The sequence below is a fragment of the Idiomarina sp. ST20R2A10 genome (assembly GCF_051842345.1).
In the GTDB taxonomy this organism is placed as follows: domain Bacteria; phylum Pseudomonadota; class Gammaproteobacteria; order Enterobacterales; family Alteromonadaceae; genus Idiomarina; species Idiomarina loihiensis.
Genome location: NZ_JBNIEY010000005.1, coordinates 193,578 through 211,731 on the forward strand (window position 1 = coordinate 193,578; position 18,154 = coordinate 211,731).

General features: G+C 40.3%; 17 protein-coding genes. All 17 read left to right on the forward strand.

Going from position 1 to position 18,154, the window contains the following annotated elements; genetic code table 11:
- Nucleotides 1–121 precede the first annotated feature (121 nt).
- The 17 genes from rfbB (at nt 122) to cysN (ending at nt 18,149) form a co-directional block, all read left to right on the forward strand.
- Entirely contained in the window at nt 122–1,192 is a 1,071-nt protein-coding gene (gene rfbB, locus ACP7H9_RS09590; protein ID WP_439222638.1) for a dTDP-glucose 4,6-dehydratase, read from the forward strand.
- A gap of 2 nt (nt 1,193–1,194) precedes the next feature.
- A complete protein-coding gene (rfbD, locus tag ACP7H9_RS09595; RefSeq protein WP_439222639.1) occupies nt 1,195–2,064 on the forward strand; it encodes a dTDP-4-dehydrorhamnose reductase in 870 nt (289 codons plus the stop codon).
- On the forward strand, nt 2,061–2,930 hold the full coding sequence (gene rfbA, locus ACP7H9_RS09600; protein WP_439222640.1) for a glucose-1-phosphate thymidylyltransferase RfbA: 870 nt from the start codon (nt 2,061–2,063) through the stop codon (nt 2,928–2,930). The genes rfbD and rfbA overlap by 4 nt, the downstream gene beginning before the upstream one ends.
- Before the next feature lie 9 nt (nt 2,931–2,939).
- Nucleotides 2,940–3,482 (forward strand): dTDP-4-dehydrorhamnose 3,5-epimerase, encoded by a 543-nt coding sequence (rfbC, locus tag ACP7H9_RS09605; protein ID WP_439222641.1) that lies wholly within the window; start codon nt 2,940–2,942, stop codon nt 3,480–3,482.
- A 203-nt stretch (nt 3,483–3,685) separates the two neighbouring features.
- Entirely contained in the window at nt 3,686–5,125 is a 1,440-nt protein-coding gene (locus ACP7H9_RS09610; protein WP_439222642.1) for a lipopolysaccharide biosynthesis protein, read from the forward strand.
- A gap of 63 nt (nt 5,126–5,188) precedes the next feature.
- Complete coding sequence (locus ACP7H9_RS09615) at nt 5,189–6,448, forward strand: hypothetical protein (RefSeq protein WP_439222643.1); 1,260 nt, start codon at nt 5,189–5,191, stop codon at nt 6,446–6,448.
- A 17-nt stretch (nt 6,449–6,465) separates the two neighbouring features.
- Nucleotides 6,466–7,329: a hypothetical protein gene (locus tag ACP7H9_RS09620; protein WP_439222644.1), complete on the forward strand. Its 864-nt coding sequence runs from the start codon at nt 6,466–6,468 to the stop codon at nt 7,327–7,329.
- 5 nt (nt 7,330–7,334) lie between these two features.
- Nucleotides 7,335–8,627 carry a hypothetical protein gene (locus tag ACP7H9_RS09625; protein ID WP_439222645.1) on the forward strand — a complete coding sequence of 431 codons (1,293 nt, stop codon included), beginning with the start codon at nt 7,335–7,337 and terminating at the stop codon, nt 8,625–8,627.
- A 1-nt stretch (nt 8,628) separates the two neighbouring features.
- The gene (locus tag ACP7H9_RS09630; protein WP_439222646.1) at nt 8,629–9,663 is read left to right on the forward strand and encodes a polysaccharide biosynthesis protein; all 1,035 of its coding nucleotides are present in this window, start codon (nt 8,629–8,631) and stop codon (nt 9,661–9,663) included.
- Between the two features lie 2 nt (nt 9,664–9,665).
- Nucleotides 9,666–10,802, forward strand: coding sequence for a UDP-2-acetamido-2,6-beta-L-arabino-hexul-4-ose reductase (wbjC, locus tag ACP7H9_RS09635; RefSeq protein ID WP_439222647.1), 1,137 nt, complete (start codon nt 9,666–9,668; stop codon nt 10,800–10,802).
- Nucleotides 10,799–11,953 carry a non-hydrolyzing UDP-N-acetylglucosamine 2-epimerase gene (wecB, locus tag ACP7H9_RS09640; RefSeq protein ID WP_439222648.1) on the forward strand — a complete coding sequence of 385 codons (1,155 nt, stop codon included), beginning with the start codon at nt 10,799–10,801 and terminating at the stop codon, nt 11,951–11,953. Before wbjC ends, wecB begins: the two co-directional genes overlap by 4 nt.
- The gene (locus ACP7H9_RS09645) at nt 11,943–13,136 is read left to right on the forward strand and encodes a glycosyltransferase family 4 protein (RefSeq protein ID WP_439222649.1); all 1,194 of its coding nucleotides are present in this window, start codon (nt 11,943–11,945) and stop codon (nt 13,134–13,136) included. The genes wecB and ACP7H9_RS09645 overlap by 11 nt, the downstream gene beginning before the upstream one ends.
- Nucleotides 13,137–13,144: 8 nt before the next feature.
- Nucleotides 13,145–13,999, forward strand: a complete 855-nt coding sequence (locus ACP7H9_RS09650) for a sulfotransferase family protein (RefSeq protein WP_439222650.1) — start codon at nt 13,145–13,147, stop codon at nt 13,997–13,999.
- A 14-nt stretch (nt 14,000–14,013) separates the two neighbouring features.
- Complete coding sequence (locus tag ACP7H9_RS09655; RefSeq protein WP_439222651.1) at nt 14,014–14,592, forward strand: sugar transferase; 579 nt, start codon at nt 14,014–14,016, stop codon at nt 14,590–14,592.
- A 12-nt stretch (nt 14,593–14,604) separates the two neighbouring features.
- Complete coding sequence (locus tag ACP7H9_RS09660) at nt 14,605–15,780, forward strand: DegT/DnrJ/EryC1/StrS family aminotransferase (RefSeq protein ID WP_439222652.1); 1,176 nt, start codon at nt 14,605–14,607, stop codon at nt 15,778–15,780.
- A 39-nt stretch (nt 15,781–15,819) separates the two neighbouring features.
- Nucleotides 15,820–16,731 carry a sulfate adenylyltransferase subunit CysD gene (cysD, locus tag ACP7H9_RS09665; protein ID WP_439222653.1) on the forward strand — a complete coding sequence of 304 codons (912 nt, stop codon included), beginning with the start codon at nt 15,820–15,822 and terminating at the stop codon, nt 16,729–16,731.
- On the forward strand, nt 16,731–18,149 hold the full coding sequence (cysN, locus tag ACP7H9_RS09670) for a sulfate adenylyltransferase subunit CysN (protein ID WP_439222654.1): 1,419 nt from the start codon (nt 16,731–16,733) through the stop codon (nt 18,147–18,149). The genes cysD and cysN overlap by 1 nt, the downstream gene beginning before the upstream one ends.
- Nucleotides 18,150–18,154: the final 5 nt, after the last annotated feature.

Consider the following 18,154-nt stretch of genomic DNA (forward strand, 5'->3'; position numbering starts at 1 on the left):
TTAGTCCCAGTCATTACGAAATTTGTCTTTCCCTTAAAAAATCCTGAGTTTTAATGCCGAAAATTTTCGGCATTTTTTCGCTAGAATTCCAATTTTATAAGAAGCAAAAAGCTAACAACCTATGAAAATTCTTGTAACCGGTGGTGCCGGATTTATCGGATCAGCCGTTATTCGACATATCATCAATGATACCGACCACAGTGTTGTGAATGTTGATAAGTTAACCTACGCAGGCAACTTAGAAAGCCTGGCATCCGTCAGTGATAGTAACCGTTATGCATTCGAGCAAGTCGATATTTGCGACGCAAACGAAACAAACCGCGTATTCGAGCAGCATCAGCCTGACGTTGTCATGCATCTGGCTGCTGAATCACATGTGGACCGCTCCATCGATGGTCCTGGCGAATTCATGCAAACCAACATTATGGGTACCTACACGCTATTAGAGCAGACAAGAGTGTATTGGCAAAACCTGCCGGAAAGCAAAAAGGCCGCGTTTAAATTTCATCATATATCGACCGACGAGGTGTATGGTGACTTACCTCACCCAGATACGCATGAAGGCGAACTACCGTTATTCACAGAAACCACGGCCTACAAGCCCAGCTCACCGTACAGCGCTTCAAAAGCCAGCAGTGATCATTTAGTTAGAGCCTGGCATCGTACTTACGGATTGCCAACGGTTATTACTAACTGCTCGAACAATTACGGGCCATATCACTTCCCAGAAAAACTCATTCCATTAATGATTTTAAATGCTCTAGACGGTAAACCGTTACCGGTTTACGGCAAAGGTAACCAAATACGAGACTGGCTGTATGTGGAAGACCACGCTCGAGCATTAGTCAAAGTAGCAACAGACGGCAAAGTTGGCGAAACTTACAACATTGGTGGTCATAACGAAAAGCAAAACATTGAAGTTGTCACCACTATTTGCGACATACTCGATGAGTTAGTACCCACTAACAGCTCGTATAACGATTTAATAACGTACGTTGAAGACCGCCCTGGCCATGACATGCGCTACGCCATTGACTCAACCAAAATTAAAAAGGATTTAGGCTGGGTGCCCGAAGAAACATTCGAGTCCGGTATACGTAAAACGGTTCAATGGTACTTAAACAACAAAAAATGGTGTCAGCGAGTGCTGGACGGCAGCTATCAGCGAGAGCGTTTAGGGGCTACTTCTTGACAATGAAAATTTTATTACTTGGTAGATCAGGTCAAGTCGGGTTTGAGCTTAAGCGAGCACTATCCCCTTTTGGTCAGATTGTCGTACCTGATAGACAGGAATTAGACTTGTCAAAGCTAGATGCCGTTGACGACTTTGTAAATAAAGCGAAACCCAATGTCATTGTGAATGCGGCCGCATGGACGAACGTAGACGGTGCAGAAATAGAGACAGAGTCAGCATACAGATTGAATGCTGAGCTTCCTAGGCTACTAGCGAGTTGCGCAAAAGCGACTAGTAGTAAGCTAGTTCATTATAGTAGCGATTACGTATACCCGGGTACAGGAAACCAAGAGTGGTCAGAAGAAAGCGAAACTAGCCCATCAAACTATTATGGATTAACCAAGCTTGAAGGTGACCAAGCAATAATAGAAAGTGGCGCAGACTACCTGATATTCAGAACGAGTTGGGTATACAGTGCGCGGCGAAACAACTTCATGAAAACGATGCTACGTTTAGCTGAATCAAAAAAAGAACTTAGTATTATTAATGATCAAATTGGCTCACCGACAACGGCCAGGCTCATAGCCCAAACAACGGTACTTGCGCTGCGCAGCCAACTCAAGACAGGTATTTATAACTTAGCAGCGCAAGGACATATTAGCTGGTATCGTTTTGCTGAAGCCATATTTAATAAAGCTGAGTTTTTTGACTTTAACTCCGCACTAGAAAAAATAAATTCTATTCCCACTAAAGAGTATCCAACGCCCGCTAAACGCCCGTTAAACTCAAGAATGAATGTTTCAAAGCTAGAAAGTGCTCTCAATATAACTATGCCCAGTTGGGAAGATGAATTAGCCGATACGCTAGAAGAATATTTGGAGAAAAAATGAAAGGTATTGTCTTAGCCGGAGGTTCCGGTACACGTTTGTATCCGATAACACGTGGTATTTCAAAACAACTATTACCTGTTTACGACAAACCGATGATCTACTATCCACTGTCAGTATTGATGTTAGCGGGCATTAAGGACATTCTTCTTATTACGACTCCAGAAGACCAAGATGGCTTCAAGCGCCTTCTAGGCGATGGAAGCCAGTGGGGACTTAATTTAGAATTCGCAGTACAGCCGAGTCCAGATGGCTTAGCTCAAGCGTTTATTATTGGTGAAGAGTTTATTGGTGATGATAGTGTTTGCTTAGTGCTTGGCGATAATATTTATTACGGTCAAGGCTTAAGCAAGTTATTACAAAAATCGGCGCAACGTGAGAGCGGCGCTACGGTGTTTGGTTATCAAGTAACAGACCCTGAGCGCTTTGGTGTTGTTGAATTTGATGATGAACAACGCGCTATTTCTATAGAAGAAAAGCCGGAAAAACCTAGGTCAGATTTTGCAGTAACTGGCCTTTATTTTTACGATAACGATGTTGTAGAAATTGCGAAGCAAGTCAAGCCATCTGAGCGAGGTGAATTAGAAATAACCAGTATAAACCAAGCATATTTAGAGCGCGGAGACTTAAACGTTGAGTTATTAGGTCGCGGTTATGCTTGGCTTGATACGGGGACTTTCGACTCGCTCCATGAAGCATCGAGCTTTATTGAAACATTAGAGAAGCGACAAGGTTTGAAAATAGCTTGCCTGGAAGAAATAGCTTACCGTATGAGTTTTATCGGAAAAGACAAGCTACTTGAAGAAGCTGAAAACCTTAAAAAGAATAGCTACGGTGCATACCTTAAAAAACTCATCATTAGAGAATAGGCGGATTTTATGAAAGTTATTGATACTAGAATTCCTGACGTAAAAATAATAGAGCCTAAAGTTTTTCAGGATGAAAGAGGTTTTTTTTATGAAAGTTTTAATCAAAATGAATTTAATAAAGCTATTAACTCACCGGTGATATTTGTTCAAGACAACCATAGTAGCTCAGAGAAAAATACACTTCGAGGTTTACATTATCAGGTTGCACCTTATGCTCAGGGGAAACTAGTTCGTGTAACTTTAGGAGAAGTATTTGATGTAGCTGTTGATATCAGAAAAAACTCATCAACCTTTGGTCATTGGGTTGGTGAGTTTTTGACTGCGGATAATAGGAAGCAACTGTGGATACCTCCTGGTTTCGCACATGGCTTTTTGACTTTAAGTGACGTAGCAGAGTTTCAGTATAAGTGTACAAACTTCTACGTACCAGAAGCCGAAGGTAGTATTCGTTGGGATGATGCCGATATAGCTATTAAATGGCCTTTGAATAGGCGCCCTTTACTGTCTGAAAAGGACGACTTAGCACCAAATTTAGATAATATAAAAATCTAGAAAGTACCTCCGTAGTTATCTTTTACTAGTATAAGAGCAAGAAACGTAATGGGAATTTCTACTTATAGTAAAATATCAAAAATTCAGTGTGCTAATAATATCTGAGTTCAGGAAACGAATAATTACCCTATGATAAAAAACTATAGAATTATTAAAACTATCCATATCTTAAAAACTTATCTATATAGCAACTTAAGAAATTCATGTCGTTAAAAGAAAAAGCTATGCGAGGCCTTTTTTGGAGCCTAGCAGATAAAATTTTTAATAGGTTAGGATTTCTAGCTGTTACATTATATATTGCAAAAGAGATTGGCCCTGAAGCATTTGGTTTAGTAGGAATGCTAACTATATTTATATTAATAGCAGATAGTGCCGTAAATAATGGATTCTCACAAGCTTTAGTACAAAGAAGTAATTCACTGACAGAAGCAGATACATCAACTACCTTTTATATAAACCTGCTTTGGGGACTAGTAATATATTTAATTTTATACTTTTCCGCCCCCCTAATTTCAGAGTTTTATAATGAGCAAAGATTAGTAGATATTTCACGTGTACTGTTTTTGATTATTGTTATAAATTCTCTATCAGTTGTTGTTCGAGCAAAGCTCCTTATAAAAGTAGATTTTAAAACTCAAACACTTGCAAGCTTCATTTCTGTTGTATTAAGCTCAATATGCGCTATAGCTCTAACAGCTAAGGACTATGGGTATTGGGCTTATGTATCCTTATTGTTGCTAAATTCGATATTCTTAACTTTGACACTTTGGTTTTTTGTACGCTGGCATCCAAAGTTCATTTTTAATAAAAGCTCTTTTAAAAAAATATTTTCTTTCGGATCAAACCTAATGCTAGCTGGTTTTATATCAACTTTATCAAATAATCTTTATATAGTTATAGTAGGCCGTTACTTTAATTCAAGTAGCGTCGGATATTTTAACCAAGCTAATAATTTAACGAACTTTCTGCACACACTTGTGTCGTCAACCGTACAAAACGTAACATATCCACTGTTGACCTCACTTAAAGAAGAACAAGAACGATTGCTACAATTTTATCGTCAGCTAATATCTTTTACCGCTTATGTATCTCTACCCGTATTCTTGGGGTTCTCGGTAATATCTGACACTTTTGTGCTCTTATTTCTTGGAGAGGCGTGGTTACCTGTATCACCGATACTTCAGATTTTATGTTTTGCTAAGGCAGTCCTACCTATTACCGCATTAAACATGAATATAATAAATGCTATTGGAAGATCTGATCTCTTTCTTAAAGTTGATATAATTAAATTTCCTTTAACCTTAGCTGGTCTATTTATTGGCGTTAATTTCGGGCTAAAAGGAGTTGCAATGGCTGTCTTAATAGTTAGTATTATATCTTATTTTATAAATTCATATTTCCCCGGAAAGGTTATTGGTATAGGTGCAGTTCAGCAGTTCAAATTGATACAGAAATATCTTTATTCCTCATTGGCTATGGTCGTAATTGTTTCTTTTATTAAAATTGATGCTCTTTGGCTAGATCTAATTTTTAGTATTGTTAGTGGTGCTTGTGTGTATATTTTAATTTTGTTTTTTATGAAAGATAATGTTACGAGATTAATGTTTTATGAAGTCAAAAGAAAATTTAAAAGTGGCATTTAACCTTTATGCGAACTAATACAATGCTTTTAATAAAATATCTAAAAATAATGAGTAAGTAAATTTTTGATGCATTTAAATTTTCTTCTGATTTTATTTGCTTTAGTTTTTATCGCTGAGGTATCTCTTGGAGGAAGTGGCGTTTGGAGCGAGTATCTTTTTGGATTTAATTTAAGAAAAGTAGTTTTTTCACTTTTTTATTTCTCTATTTTTACAAAAGTAATGCTAAATTTAGATTATAAATTTGTTCTTTATGCTGTTTTTGTTTCAGTTTTTTTTTTGATTTGGACTGCTTTTATACCAATCATTAAGGGTAATTTGATAAACTCTTTATCAGATTCTTCTTCCTTAATTGCTATTGTACTGTTATTTCCAATATCAAGAATTATACCCGCGAAAAACTTGAAAAAAATCGTATTATTCGCTGGTAAAATTTCGTTAACTCTCGCTTTTATCCATATCGGTATTTCATTGGCTCTTTATCTAAACTGGGTTTCTCCAACAATTATAAGACAAGCGTTATTAGCTTTTTTTATTCGAGAAGGTGAGATTGCAATTTTTAGTATTGAACCAAATTTACGAATATTCTGGGCTAGTAGCTCGTTTATGCTTATAGGTTATGCAATATTCTTTTTCAAAGCTGTTAACGAAAGAAAGAATAAGATGGCTTTCTTTTGTTTATTTATTCACTGCATCGCAATCTTGATCACTGATACGCGTGCATTTCAAATGTTTTTGATTTTAGTCCCTATTTTATATTTTTTATTATTAAGCATTCATGGAAGCAGAAGGGATACAGAGAAAAAATATATTATTACTTATATATTACTACTTGTTTTGGTTGAACTCCTTTTTGTAGTTATGATTAATCCTTCTTTCTTGCAGATTGTTGGGTTATTGAAGCCGGGCGAGGACGCATCTGTGAGACTCGGACAAGTAATCCCCTTACTTAAAGGCTTTTTGGAACACCTTTCTTTTGGTCAGGGTTTTGGAGCCAGTGCGAAAGATCTGGTACGATCCGAATCTTCACCTTGGACATATGAGCTATCTATTCTTGCTTTACTGATGAAGCTAGGACTTATAGGAACACTGAGCTTATTGGTGGTACTATTTATGTCACTTTATTTACCCTTTAGTGAGTGTGTTGAAAATAATAATAATCAGAAACTTTATAGAAAACAGATGTCTCTTCTGGGGGCTGTGGGACTTGCTTATCTACTGGTAGCAAGTTCAAACCCATTTCTATTTAGTCTAGTCGGAGTGGCTTTAATGTTAACTATTTACTCTTGGTATGTGTTAAATGTTAAATATAGGCAATCTATATGATTAAATGCGGTGCTGTGATGGCAATAATTATTGCTTATAATCCAGATAATGAGAAGCTTAAAAAAATTCTAATTGAGTTAAATGCGCAAGGCTGTGAAAAAATTATTGTATATAAAAATTCAAAAATAAATTATTCGATTATATCAGAGTGTCAGTTTTGTGATTTTATAGGTGAGGAAGAGAATATAGGGTTGGGCAAAGCAATAAATTTTTCATTTCAATACTTAAAGACCTCTTACGATGGAGTAGAATTTTCGGCTTTTACTTTTGATCAAGATACCGAAATACCAAAAGACTTTGTCTGTACGATGATTAAATATAAAGAAGAATTGGTGGCGGAGAAAGCCTGTGTATCGGCGGTTGTTCCTAGGATTTTCGATAGCAGAAGTGATGACTATGAGTATAAGCTGCGTGAAAGGCCATCTTCAGGAAAGCATAAACTATTGGCTGTAGGACTTCAGTCAGGTATGCTTATTGACTATCGCACTTGGTTTAAGCATCAATTTAATGAAGAATTATTTATTGAGTTTGTAGATACTGAATGGTGTCATCGAACTGCAAATAATGGCAAATATCTTCATTTATGTTCGAGCGCTTATATATTGCATGAGGTCTCTGATGAGAAACCCAAAGAAATTTTGGGGATGAAACTGCTTAAATATAGCCCGGTAAGACGATATTACTTTTATCGAAATTCAATTTTTATGTTAAGAAGCAAGGATGTCCCTCTTATTTCGAAGTACCTTATTTTTCGGGGAGCGGTAAATAGAATGTTGTCGATTTTACTTCTAGAGGAGTCAAAGAAAGCATCTTTTAAGATGTCAATACGTGGACTTTTTGACGGCTTAAAATCAAGGTTCGGTAAAATCTCAGGATTGTAAAGATTATGAAAAAGGTTTTGATCGTTAGTAATAATGCTTTGTCTTCTTCGTATAATAATGGACGAACATTGAATGCTATTTTTTCAGATTTTAAGAAAGGCTCTATATCTCAAATATTTTTTAATGACGAACGACCTGAGTCTAACGTTGCTGAATCTTTTTATAGAATAACAGGTCGAGAACAGTTTGTTTCATTTTTTAAAAAAGATAGGTATTCGGCTGGTCATACAGTTGAAAGAAAAAGTAACGTGGAAAGTGAAAAAAAAGCCCAATCTCTAGTTTCAAGACTGACTCATTTCGTCAATTCTTACCTAGGGTACAGCAAACTATTTTTGAGGGATTTTTTGTATTCTTTCGGTATTAGAAAAAATCAAAAACTATATGAATGGGCGGTAGATCAAAATCCAGAGATGTTGTTTTTTGTCGTCGGGAATTCGAAGTTTTCTATAAATTTTTCAATCGATTTGGCGAGTAAGCTGAATATTCCGATTTTCGTGTATATAACAGATGACTACGTCATTCATAATAGGCCGGTGAAGAGCATAATTGGAAAGCTTTATCATAGTTCGTTATTCTCAAGCTATGAGAGACTCTTTGACTTATCAAAAGGGAATTTTTTTATTGGTCAGTATATGAAAGAGGAGTTTAATAGAGTTTTTGGCGTAACTGGTGAATGCTTGATTAACTGTAACCTAGTAGAGGGTAGCCGTAAAACGAAGTTTGCTACCAACAGGAAGGTAAAAGTAGTTTATGCGGGTGGACTACATCTAGGTAGGACAAAAAGCTTACTGATTTTTGCAGATATTATGAAATCAATTTGCTCCGTTAATAACTATGATTTCTCATTAGAAGTATACACTAATGAAAATCCTAAAGCCCTTTTATCCAGTAAGGCTAAAGGTCTTAATGTAAACTATCGAGGGAGTCTTCCTTGGAATGAGTTACAGCACAAACTGATAGACGCAGACTTTTTGCTGCATGTTGAGAGTTTCGAACCAAAAGTCAGAAAGAAAACTCAGCTTTCATTATCGACCAAGATACCAGAATATATGTCTACAGGTACATGCATACTCGCATTTGGTCCGAAAGAAATAGCATCTATTAAACTTTTTTTAGATGAGCCTGTAGGAGTTGCTGTAGTACCCAACGACCAAGAGTGTTTAGAGCGACTTGAGCGCGCGTTGACTGATATTTTTTTCAGAGAGGAAATCTCAGTAAATGCCTTAAGGTATTCAGAAAAAGCTTTTTCGCCGAGAGTTATACAATCCAGACTAATAGCCAAATTATCGGAGGTTTAGAGTGTTTTCCAGTAAAGTTCTTTTAATAACGGGCGGCACCGGCTCCTTCGGTAACGCAGTTCTTCGTCGTTTTCTTGATACGGAAATCGCTGAAATACGTATTTTTAGCCGAGACGAAAAAAAGCAAGATGATATGCGTAAGGCATATAACCATCCCAAGTTGAAGTTTTACATTGGTGATGTTCGAGACTATCAAAGCGTTTTAAACGCAAGTCGTGGCGTTGATTTTATCTATCATGCGGCAGCTTTAAAGCAAGTTCCGTCTTGCGAGTTTCACCCAATGGAAGCAGTAAAGACCAATGTTGTAGGTACTGAAAATGTTCTTGAAGCTGCCATTCAAAACGAAGTAAAGCGAGTTGTCTGTTTAGGTACCGATAAGGCTGTCTACCCTATTAACGCAATGGGCATATCAAAAGCCATGATGGAAAAAGTCATGGTAGCTAAATCGCGTAACGTAGATGAGAATAAGACCGTTATTTGCGGGACTCGTTATGGAAACGTTATGGCCTCACGTGGCTCAGTAATTCCTCTTTTTGTTGACCAAATTAGGAATGGGAAGCCGATTACGATTACAGACCCGAATATGACCCGTTTCATGATGACTCTAGATGATGCCGTCGATCTTGTTTTATACGCATTTGAACACGGTACCAACGGAGATATCTTCGTCCAGAAAGCACCTGCTGCGACTATTGAAACTTTAGCGAAAGCGATTTTGTCCTTTGTTCGTAAACATGAGCATAAAATTGAAGTTTTGGGTACGCGTCATGGTGAAAAGCTTTTCGAGGCACTTTTATCAAGAGAAGAGATGGTTTGCGCAGAGGATATGGGTGACTATTACCGTGTACCGCCAGATCTTCGCGACCTCAACTACTCTAAATATGTTGACCAAGGCGATAATAGAGTAGAGCAGGTTGAAGACTATAACTCCCATAATACTGAACGATTAGATGTTGAGGGAATGAAACAGCTGTTGAATAAACTTCCTTTCATGCGTGCATTCGCAAACGGCGAATATATTAATCCAGAAGGTTAGCTATGAAGTTATTGATTACTGGCGCCAACGGCTTTGTCGGTAAAAACCTAACTGCTCATATCGATGAAATGGAAGATATTGAGTATGTTAAGTTTACGAAAGACCATAAAGTATCTGAACTGAACGAGTTGCTAAAAGGTGTTGACTGCGTTATTCATTTGGCAGGTGTGAATAGACCTGAAAATGAAAGTGAATTCTTTGAGGGAAATACTGACCTTACAAAAGAGTTACTAAATGCATTAAGTGAGCAGCCCAAACCCTTACCGGTTATTTGTAGTTCGTCTATTCAGGCTGAACGTGATAATGCTTATGGTAAAAGTAAGCGACAAGCAGAAGAATTAGTCAAAAGTTACGGAGAGGCTAATGGCACACCTACTAAGGTTTACAGGCTAGCTAATGTATTTGGTAAGTGGTGCAAACCAAATTACAACTCAATGGTGGCAACCTTTTGTCACAATGTTGCTCGCGACCTTCCTATACAAGTCAACGATGCCGACGCCAAAGTTAAACTTGTTTATATTGATGATGTAGTAAAGGAGTTCATAGGAGTGGCACGCGCCCTAGTTTCCGGTAAGAATAAAAATGAACAAAACGAGAAGCTAAGTGAAGTGCTTCCTGTTTATGAGCAAACAGTAGGTGGCATTGCCGAGCAGCTGCGTTTATTCAAAAACAGTCGCGACACTCTTGTTACAGAAAAGGTTGGCGATGGTTTTATCCGGAAACTGTATTCAACTTACGTCAGCTATTTACCTAAAGAGCGCTTCTCATACGAAGTACCTAAACATGGCGACGAGCGCGGTGTTTTTGTTGAAATGTTAAAAACTAAGGACTCGGGACAGTTTTCATTCTTTACTGCTCACCCAGGGGTTACAAGAGGTGGGCATTACCACCATACAAAAAATGAAAAATTCCTGGTTATAAAGGGAAAGGCTCATTTTGGTTTTCGCCATATGGTCACCAATGAGTACCATGAACTTTTTACAAGTGGTGATAAACCCGAAATTGTTGAAACCGCCCCGGGCTGGAGCCATGACATTACCAATGTCGGCGATGACGAAATGGTTGTTATGCTCTGGGCGAACGAGATATTTGACCGCGATAACCCTGACACTTACTACGCACAGGTAAAGCTTTCATGAAAAAATTAAAAGTAATGACAATTCTGGGTACACGCCCGGAAATAATACGTCTGTCTCGCGTTATGGCTGCACTAGACCAAGTCGTTGACCATAAAATTGTTCACACGGGTCAAAATTACGACTATGAATTGAATGACGTTTTCTTTGAAGAGCTCGGTGTGCGTCACCCCGATCACTTTCTAAATGTGGACACCTCCTCTTTAGGTAAAAGCCTTGGCGAAATTTTGATAAAAACCGAGCAGGTCATTCTTGAAGAGAAACCAGATGCAGTCTTGGTTCTTGGTGATACAAACAGTGCTGTAGCCACAATGATGGCGAAACGAATGAAGGTACCTACTTACCATATGGAAGCTGGTAACCGAAGTTTTGACGCTAATGTACCAGAAGAGATTAATCGTAAGTTGGTGGATCATTTAGCTGATTTCAACCTGGTTTATACAGAACATGCGAGACGACACCTTCTGAGTGAAGGGCTATCTCATCGTTTTATCTATTTGACAGGCTCACCAATGCGTGAAGTCTTAGAGCATGTATTACCGTCAATTCAAAAGTCCAATATTTTAGAAAATTTAGAGCTTGAAAAGAATAAATACTTTATTGTCAGCGTTCACAGAGAAGAGAATGTGGATAGTAAAGAGAACCTCAAGAGAGTCGTTGAGTGCTTAAGCACTCTATATGAAACCTATGGTTACCCCGTTGTTGTCTCTACACACCCTAGAACGCGAAATAGGCTAGAAAAGCTCGGGTTGACTGAGGACTTAGAAGGTATCCAGTTCTTAAAGCCCTTTGGTTTTTTTGATTACAACAAGCTTCAAATGGACGCATTCTGCGCTATTTCTGACAGTGGCACTATTAGCGAAGAGTCTTCAATTTTAAACTTCCCTGCGGTAACGTTACGCCGCTCCATTGAGCGTCCTGAAGCTCTTGATACAGGTGCTATCGCATTAACAGGTTTGGACAAACAAATGCTAATCGATGGAGTTCGAATAGCTACAAGCTCTCGTGAGGTTTTCTCTGGTGTAGAGCGGGAAGTTCCTGAAGAATATAAAATAAGGAATACGTCAGAGCGGGTTGTTCGTTTAATCACTGGCACAGCAAAATTAACTTCGCATTGGAAAAACATGGACTCGTTTAGTCGTTATGACTGGTAAAAGGATTTTAGCGGTACACCGCTACTTTTATCCGGATACTGCCCCTTATGCAACGATACTCAAAAGTATTGTTGAAAAATGGATAGGGCAGGGGCATCAGGTCGAAGTGCTATCCTCGAAGCCGAGCTACGGAACACTTCTGAACGATAACCTGAAAGGGGACATTAGCGGGTACACAGTAACTCGGCTTAACCTTAAAGCAGAGCGGAAGAAGCCTTTAACGAGATTGCTTAATGCAATCAAGCTTTGTGCAGCCCTTTCAAAAAAGGTTTTATTTTCTAAAAAATATGATGTCGTTATGATATCTACAGTTCCGCCAGTTATTGGAGCTTGGGTTGCTGCAGTTTGTTGCAAACTCAGGGGCACTAGATTTATTTATCACGTGATGGATGTTCATCCTGAAATTGGCGCTATCTCGGGTGAGTTTAAAAAGCCTATCGTTTTTAAACTACTGTCGGCTATGGATAGCTTTTCTTGTCGTGTTGCGACTCCAGTTGTCGTGCTTTCTAATGATATGAAAGCCTCGATAGAAAAGAGAGGTGTTGATGGCGTTGAAGTAATTCCAAATTTTGAGATTGGAGTTGCTGCTAATGAAAGCTCGTTACCTTATAAGCCAAAAAAAGAGTCTGTTTCCGTTTTATTTGCAGGAAATATGGGGCGGTTTCAAGGGCTTGATAAGCTTATTCTTGGCTTAGCTGAATGCGAGACTGATGTAAAAAAACACATTGAGCTAATTTTCATGGGAGAGGGTACGGAGAAAGAAAAGCTTATTTCTATAGCATCAGAGAAAGAGCTTGATGAATCTGTAACTTTTTTGGAGCCTCAGCCCATCGAGGTGGCAAAAAGAATGATGCAAGCATCTGATTTTGGTTTCGTGAGCTTAGTAGGTGATATATACCGTTATGCATATCCGAGCAAGGTGAGCACATACTTAGCTCAAGGGTTACCTGTGTGGGCACACGTAGAAGCAAATAGCGAATTAGCAAGAAATATTCAAAGAAATGGAATTGGTGTCGTTTCTGACTCACGACGGGAAGAGTCCCTACAAGAGGGCTTTAAAAAGCTTTTAAGCCTGGCTTCTGACTCAGAGATTAGTCGGGATAGTGTTCGTGAATACTCCGAAAAAGAACTCTCTAAAAGTAAAATTTTAGCGGGTTGGGCTGAACTGATAGATAAGGACTAAAAACAAGGATGCAAGAAGTAGTTATTATAGGTGCGCCACGCTCAGGGACTAACATGTTGAGAGATGTTCTTTGTTCTTTGCCAGATATAGCGACATGGCCTTGTGACGAAATAAATTATTTATGGCGCCATGGAAATGCATCTTATCCTTCAGATGAAATTCCCAAAGGGCAAATCAACGAAAAAGTAAAAGCAAAGGTGAAGAAAAGCTTTGACTGGGTATCTCAAGAATACAATTCCGACTACGTTGTAGAGAAAACCTGTGCGAACTCTTTGCGTGTGCCTTTTGTTAATGAAGTTATACCTAACGCGAAATACGTCTTTATAGTTCGAGACGGAATTGATGCGACAGGGTCTGCCAAACTGCGCTGGACTGCCAAATTAGATATTCCTTACATTCTGGAAAAAGTTCGTTTTGTGCCCAAAGCCGACTTACCTTATTACGCAGGGCGCTATTTCTGGAGTCGTATTTATCGTACTTTTTCACGAGAAAAACGTTTAGCGTTTTGGGGACCCGCTCTCAATGATATGCAGTCTATTTTAAGAGAGCATACTCTCAATGAAGTATGTGCTATTCAATGGCAGCAATGCGTTGACAAAGCGAATCAGGCTTTAATGTCCATGCCTGAAGATAAGTACATAAAAGTAACGTACGAAGACTTTGTTCAGAAACCGGCTGAAGAGCTTAGAAGAATTTTAGTCTTTTTGGGTTATAAAGAGCTGGATGAAGATTTGATTGCTTCTTCAGTTGCGAGGGTATCCTCTAAAAGTATAGGAAAAGGAAGAGCTGAGTTGGATGATAGCGAAGTAAGAAGCTTAGAAGCTCTTGTGAGTGAAACTTTAAAAGCTCACAAGTACTTATAGAGCGGATTGGTATTATGATTAAGCGTTTATTCGACTTTTTTCTTGCGTTGTTCGGTTTATTAGCCACATGGTGGCTAATTATATTAGCCTGGTTAGCCGCATCTATAGACACCCGGTCAAATGGCTTTTTTATTCAAACTCGAGTGGGAAAGGGCGGGAAGCTATTCAAAGTTATCAAAATTAAAACAATGCGGCCGACAAAGCAGCCAGGAACAACCGTGACTAAGCGAGGCGATCCGAGAATTACTAGACTAGGCGCTTTTTTTCGTCGCACCAAAATTGATGAACTGCCACAGCTATGGAACGTATTGATCGGACAAATGAGCTTTGTTGGCCCTCGGCCTGATGTTCCGGGTTTTGCAGATAAATTGACTGGTGAAGAGCGAGACGTCTTGAAGCTTCGCCCTGGTATTACAGGCCCTGCGACATTGAAGTACAGAGACGAAGAAGAGCTATTAGCCGGCCAAAGTGACCCTGAAGAGTATAACAGAGAAGTAATATTCCCAGATAAAGTAAGGATAAACCTTGATTACATGCGAAACTGGTCTCTTAGAAAAGATATCAGTTATATCTGGCAAACCGTTTTTAAATAAGCAGAGAGCAGTATGTTAAATACCCCATTTTCCCCTTGGCCTTCTTTTTCTCAGGAAGAGGCTGATGCCGCATCACAAGTCATACTATCTAACAAAGTTAATTATTGGACAGGTCAGGAGGGGCGAAACTTCGAGAAGGAATTTGCCAACTTTGTTGACTCTAAATATGCCGTTGCGCTAGGCAATGGTACTCAGGCGTTAGATTTAGCGTTAGTTGCATTAGATATTGGTGCTGGTGACGAAGTTATAGTGACGCCTCGTACCTTTTTGGCGTCGGTATCGTCGGTAGTAACAGCCGGAGCGCAACCGGTATTTGTAGACGTAGACCGTGAAAGTCAAAACATTGAAGCCTCGACTATAAAAAACGCTATTACGGAAAAAACCAAAGCAGTTATTGTGGTGCACTTGGCTGGCCGACCTGCGGATATGGAGCCAATAATGGAATTGGCACAGCAACACGACTTTTATGTCATTGAGGATTGCGCACAGGCTCATGGAGCAAAGTATAAAGGGAAGTCTGTTGGAAGTATTGGACATATAGGTGCCTGGTCATTCTGTCAGGACAAAATTATGACCACTGGCGGCGAAGGCGGTATGGTTACGACAAATGACGAAGCTTTGTGGCGCAAAATGTGGTCATATAAAGACCATGGTAAAAGCTATGAAGCGGTTTATGAGCGAGAACATCCACCGGGTTTCCGTTGGTTACATGAAAGCTTTGGCACGAATTGGCGAATGACAGAAGTTCAGGCTGCTATTGGTCGTATACAGCTGACTCGTATGCCTGAATGGACAGAAAAGCGTCAAAGGAATGCTGCAGCCATTGCCGAGGCATGCAGCGAATTCACTTGTGTTAGAACACCGAGAGTTCCGGATTACATGGAGCACGCTTGTTATAAACATTATTGTTTTGTGGAGCCTGAACACTTAGCAGAGGGGTGGACACGAGATCGCATCGTTGATGGGATAGTTGAGCGAGGTGTGCCTTGCATGCAGGGCTCTTGCTCAGAGGTGTATTTAGAAAAAGCATTTGATGGTACAGACTTTCGCCCAAATTATAGGCTTCCGGTTGCTAAAGAGCTTGGTGAAACCAGTTTTATGTTTTTGCTGCATCCAACGTTGACGGAACGTGAAATGCAGAAAACTTGCGAGGTAATACACGAAGTATTACTACAGGCGCAGAAATAATTTGGTTAGAAATTTACGCTTAGACAAGATGGGAAACCAATGATCAGCGAAGAGAAGTTAACGCACTTAAAAGCGTTAGAGTATGAATCGATTCATATTTTCCGCGAAGTAGCGGCAGAGTTCGATAACCCGGTTATGTTGTACTCGGTGGGTAAAGACTCTTCCGTGCTACTGCATTTGGCACGTAAAGCATTTGCGCCGGGTAAAATTCCGTTTCCGCTAATGCACGTGAACACCACCTGGAAGTTCCGCGAAATGATAGAGTTTCGTGACCGTATGGCCGAGAAGTATGACTTCGAACTGCTTGAGCACATTAATGCAGAAGGTGTTGAACAAGGTATTGGACCTTTCAGCCACGGCAGCGCGTTGCATACCGATGTTATGAAAACTCAGGCGTTAAAACAGGCGTTAAATAAATACCAGTTTGACGCTGCTTTCGGCGGCGCCCGTCGTGACGAAGAGAAGTCTCGCGCGAAAGAGCGTGTGTACTCCTTCCGTGACAAAAACCACCGCTGGGACCCGAAAAACCAACGCCCGGAGCTTTGGAACATTTTCAATGGCAAAGTGAATAAAGGCGAAAGCATTCGTGTTTTCCCTTTGTCGAACTGGACGGAACTGGACATTTGGCAGTACATCTTTTTAGAAAATATCGATATTCCTGAACTGTATTTTGCTAAAGAACGGCCTGTCGTTAAGCGTGATGGCACCTTAATTATGGTCGATGACGACCGCATGCCGTTAGAAGATGGTGAAACACCGGAAATGAAAATGGTGCGCTTCCGTACACTGGGTTGTTACCCACTAACCGGTGCTATTGAGTCGGAAGCAGCGACTCTGCCGGAAATTATCCAGGAAATGCTGCTGACAACCACATCTGAGCGTCAGGGCCGAGTGATTGACCACGACAGTGCCGGGTCTATGGAAAAGAAAAAAATGGAGGGCTACTTTTAATGTCACACGCCAGCCCATTAATTGAACAAGATATACTTGCTTATTTAAAACAGCACGAGAATAAAGAGCTGCTGCGCTTTATTACTTGCGGCAGTGTCGATGACGGCAAAAGTACCTTAATTGGTCGCTTGTTGCACGACAGTAAAATGATTTTTGAAGACCAGCTGGCGGCTATTACTGCTGACAGTAAAAAAATGGGTACCACCGGTGACGAGGTTGACTTAGCGTTATTGGTTGACGGCTTACAGTCTGAGCGTGAGCAGGGTATTACCATAGACGTAGCCTACCGTTACTTCTCGACCGACAAACGTAAGTTCATTATTGCGGATACCCCGGGCCACGAGCAGTACACCCGTAACATGGCTACAGGCGCATCAACCTGTGACGTAGCGGTTATTCTTATTGATGCCAGCAAAGGTGTGCAAACACAAACGCGCCGCCATAGCTTCATTTGCTCGCTGTTGGGTATTAAGCACGTGGTGGTTGCGGTGAATAAAATGGACTTAGTCGATTATTCACAAGACGTTTATAAGCAAATACAAGCTGACTACCTGGACATGGCTGGCTCGCTGGACATTCCTGATATTCGCTTTGTGCCTATTTCGGCACTTAAAGGCGATAACGTGGTAAATACCAGTGAAAAGCTCAGCTGGTTCCGTGGCTCGACCTTAATGCGGTACCTGGAAACCATGGAAGTACAGCGCGGCGCGAACAACTCTGAGTTTCGCTTCCCGGTTCAGTATGTGAACCGTCCAAACTCGGACTTCCGCGGTTTTGCCGGTACTATTGCCTCTGGTGAAATTGCGGTAGGCGACACGGTACGGGTATTACCATCGGGTAAAATTTCGACCATTAAGTCGATAGTTACCTTTGAAGGTGAGCACAAGTCAATTAAGGCACCTGCGGCGGTAACGCTGACGCTGAACGATGAAATCGACATTAGTCGTGGCGACATGATTGTCAAAAAAGACGAGTTGCCGAATGTGTCGTCGCGTTTCCGTGCCAAGTTGGTGTGGATGAACGAAGACGCTATGCAAACGCATCGCGAGTACTACTTGAAGTTCAACAGTAAGCTAACGACCGGTGAAGTTGAGAATATTCAGCATCGCATTGACGTAAACACCTTTGACGAGCACAAAGCCGGTGAGCTGGCGCTGAACGAAATTGGCCAGGTCGATGTGCGTGTGACTGAAAAAGTCATGTTCGACGACTATCAAAGCAACCCGAAAACCGGCGCTTTTATTGTCATTGATCGCATGACCAATATGACCGTTGGCGCGGGCATGATAGAGCAGGCGTTGTCGGACTCGGGTGACAGCGATGCAGTGACACACGAGTACAGTGAGTTCGAACTGGAGCTGAATGCCCTCATTCGCAAACACTTCCCGCATTGGGAAACGAAAGACTTGCTGAAGTAGCCTGT